The organism is Micromonospora citrea, from assembly GCF_049629545.1.
Classification (GTDB): domain Bacteria; phylum Actinomycetota; class Actinomycetes; order Mycobacteriales; family Micromonosporaceae; genus Micromonospora; species Micromonospora citrea_A.
The window spans coordinates 1-3,732 of sequence record NZ_JBNADX010000060.1 but is presented as its reverse complement, the minus strand read 5'-3'; the positions used below and the strand labels follow the sequence as shown (position 1 = coordinate 3,732).

General features: G+C 71.5%; 2 protein-coding genes. Both read left to right on the top strand.

Annotated elements, in window-relative coordinates; genetic code table 11:
- The first annotated feature begins 30 nt into the window (after positions 1-30).
- Positions 31-3,150: a non-ribosomal peptide synthetase gene (locus tag ACPFP2_RS29770; RefSeq protein ID WP_424093556.1), complete on the top strand. Its 3,120-nt coding sequence runs from the start codon at positions 31-33 to the stop codon at positions 3,148-3,150.
- A 108-nt stretch (positions 3,151-3,258) separates the two neighbouring features.
- Positions 3,259-3,732: AMP-binding protein (locus ACPFP2_RS29765; RefSeq protein ID WP_424093554.1), on the top strand; the 474-nt coding region annotated here is incomplete at its 3' end.

The window sequence follows — 3,732 nt, the reverse complement described above, 5'->3', positions numbered from 1 at the left end:
ATGTCTGTCGGGTTCGATGCCGCGCATGCCGTGGCAGGTACGGTCGACGCCGCCGGGCCGCTGTCAGACGCCGAACGGGAACAACTGCTCACCTGGGGCCTCGGACCGGTACGGGAAGTCCCGGCCGAGCCGATCCACGACCTGGTCCTGCACTGGGCCCGACACACCCCCGACGCCGTCGCCGGCATCGCCGGTGACGAGACACTGACCTACGCCGAACTCGACCGCCGCTCCGCCGCCCTCGCCGCCCACCTACGCGCCCACGGCGTCGACGACGGCGACGTCGTCTCCCTCGCCCTGGACCGCAGCCTCTGGACCCTCGTCGCCACCCTCGCCGTCCTACGCGCCGGCGCCGCCTACACCCCCATGGACACCACCTGGCCCACCGCACGCATGCACATGCTCCTCAACGACCACGGCGCACGCATCGTCCTCACCACCAGCCACACCGCCCCCCACATCCCCCGCACCGACGACGTCCACGTCATCGCACTCGACGACGACTGGACCGCGGATCCAGCCGGATTGCCGGCCGTGCCGGCCACCGCCCCCGCGTTCGTCATCTACACCTCCGGCTCCACCGGCACCCCAAAGGGCGTCGTGCTGTCGCACGACAGGCTGACGAACTTCCTGGCCTGGATGAGCGACGAGTGCGGCATCGGCCCCGGCAGCCGGATGCTGCATTCGGCGGCGCCGGTATTCGATGCCGCGTTCGGGGAAATCTTCGCCACGCTCACTGCCGGCGGGTGTGTGGTGGTGTGTTCCCGCGACGACCTGCTCGACGCGCGTCGGCTCACCGACCTCGTCAACCGGCACGGCGTGACGCACACGTTCGGACCGGCCACCAACATCGCCCCACTCGACCCGGCGGCCTGTCCCGGTCTGCGCTGCATCATCTTCGGTGGCGAGGCGCTGCCGCCGCAGTTGGCCCAGCGGTGGTTGACCGCGGGCACCCGGGTGTTGAACGCGTACGGGCCGGCGGAGGCGGCGGTGGCGTGCACCTGGTTCGACGCGTCCGCCGGCTGGGACGGGCCGTACGTGCCGATCGGCTGGCCCATGCCCAACCGGCAGATCCGCGTCGTCGACACCGACCTGAACCTCGTTCCCGCCGGGACACCCGGCGAAATCCTGATCACCGGATTCGGCGTCGCCGACGGATACCTGCACCGTCCCGAACTCACCACCGAACGCTTCGTCACCGACCCGCACGGCGGCGGCCCCGCCTACCGCACCGGCGACCTCGGCCGATGGAACCCAGCCGGAGCCCTGGAGATCCTCGGCCGCATGGACCACCAGGTCAAGGTCAACGGCATCCGCATCGAACTCGGGGAGATCGAAGCCGTCCTGGCGCAGCACCCCGACGTGGACGGCGCGGTGGTGGTCCGCCGCGAGGACCGAGGCGTGGCCCGACTGGTCGGCTACGTGACGGGGCGCGACGGCCGGAGCCCCGCGGTCGGGGCGGTTCGCGAACACGCCGCGGCCGAACTGCCCGCCTACATGGTGCCGGCGGTGATCATGGTCGTCGACCGGTTCCCGGTCGGCGACACCGGCAAGATCGACCGGCGGGTCCTGCCCGAACCCACCACACAACGCCCCGACCTCGGCGTGGAGTTCGTCGCACCCACCACCGACGAGGAACGACTCCTCACCGGCATCTTCGCCGACGTCCTCGGAATCGACCACGTCGGCACCCACGACAACTTCTTCGACCTCGGCGGCACCTCCCTGCAATCCGCCACCGTCGCCACCACCATCGACGAAACCACCGACACCGTCGTTCCCGTCTCCCAGATCCACCGCACCCCCACCCCACACACCCTCGCTCACTGGCTGACCACCGCACCCCGGCGTACGCCCACCGGCCCGGCGCAGACCCGCCAGCGCCCCGGGCCGGTGCCGCTCGCGCAGCAGGTGGCGAAGTGCCTGATGTCGCCGTTGGAGGTGGTCGTCCCGGTCACCTGGTGGATCGAGGGTGACCTGGACCTGCGCGCCCTGATGGCGGCGCTGGGCGACGTGCACCGCCGGCACGAGGCGTTGCACGCCCGCTACCGCCGGGTGCATCCGCCCGTCGCGCTGGTGCCGCCGAACCCGGGGATGCCGCAGTTGCAGTTGCTGACCGACGCCACCACCGAACAGGAAGCCCTGGACCAGCTGGCAAACGCCGTGCAGCAGCCGCTGGACTACACCCAGGGCCGCAACTGGCGCGCCGCGCTGATCCGACACCCCTCGACCAACCGCGTCCTGTTCGGCATCGGCATCCACCACATCGCCTTCGACGGCTGGTCGTACGCGCTTCTGGTGCGCGACCTCAGCCACGCGTACGCGGCGCGGAGGTCGGGTCAGGCCCCGGTGTGGGAGCGACCGGCGCCCACCCTGCGCCAGTCCTACGACGAGTACATGCGGCTGCGCGAGGCCGCCGACCTCCAGGCGCAGCGCGCCTACTGGCGCGAACAGTTGCGCGGGCTGCCCCGCCAGGGTGCCGGTGATCCCACGGTGTCCCTGGAGCAGGCGCTGGCGTGGGGGCCGAAGGCCGGCCACACCGTCACCGTCAGCCCCGAGGTGATGCAGCGCTGGGACCGGGCGGCGCGCGAACAGCGGTTCAGCCGCTCCAGCTACTTCGTCGCCGCGTTCGCCTCGGCGCTGCGCGCCGTGCACCGGCAGGACGACATCGGCCTGCTGATGGTCGTCGCGAAGCGCGGCAGCCGGGTTCTCGACTCCGCGTTCACCACCCGGCTCAACCTCAACTGCGTCCGGGTGCGGTTCGACGGGCCGGAGGACGACAAGCTCGTCCTGCGGGTCAACGAGACGATCAGCGACCTGATGCGGGCCCAGGACGTCCCCTTCGCGGAGACCGCCGACGATCCCGCCGCCGGGCTCTCGGGTGAGGTGGTCGCCAGCCTGCCGACGTTCGTCTTCCAGGACAACGTGGTGCTGCCGCTGGAGCTGCCCGGCTGCCGGGCCGAGGAGGTCGTCGACCCGTACGCCCGGGAGGTGTCCAACGGCCTCACGGTCGAGGTGCTGCCCCGGCCCGACCACGCCCTGCTGCGCGTGACCATCCGTACGGACTACCTGCCGTACCGCTTCGCCGAGGAGCTGAACGGTCACATGCTGCGCTTCCTCGAAGCCGGCCCGGCGATGGCTGGGCGCTGAATTCGTCCATCCCGGACGTGGCTGTCACCGGGCGCGTCCCCGCAGTTCCTGGTTCCTGACCCGGCCGTACCCGTGCAGGTGACGCCGGTCCTGATCGGAGGTTGGCTGATGTCTGTCGGGTTCGATGCCGCGCATGCCGTGGCAGGTACGGTCGACGCCGCCGGGCCGCTGTCAGACGCCGAACGGGAACAACTGCTCACCTGGGGCCTCGGACCGGTACGGGAAGTCCCGGCCGAGCCGATCCACGACCTGGTCCTGCACTGGGCCCGACACACCCCCGACGCCGTCGCCGGCATCGCCGGTGACGAGACACTGACCTACGCCGAACTCGACCGCCGCTCCGCCGCCCTCGCCGCCCACCTACGCGCCCACGGCGTCGACGACGGCGACGTCGTCTCCCTCGCCCTGGACCGCAGCCTCTGGACCCTCGTCGCCACCCTCGCCGTCCTACGCGCCGGCGCCGCCTACACCCCCATGGACACCACCTGGCCCACCGCACGCATGCACATGCTCCTCAACGACCACGGCGCACGCATCGTCCTCACCACCAGCCACACCGCCCCCCACATCCCCCGCACCGAC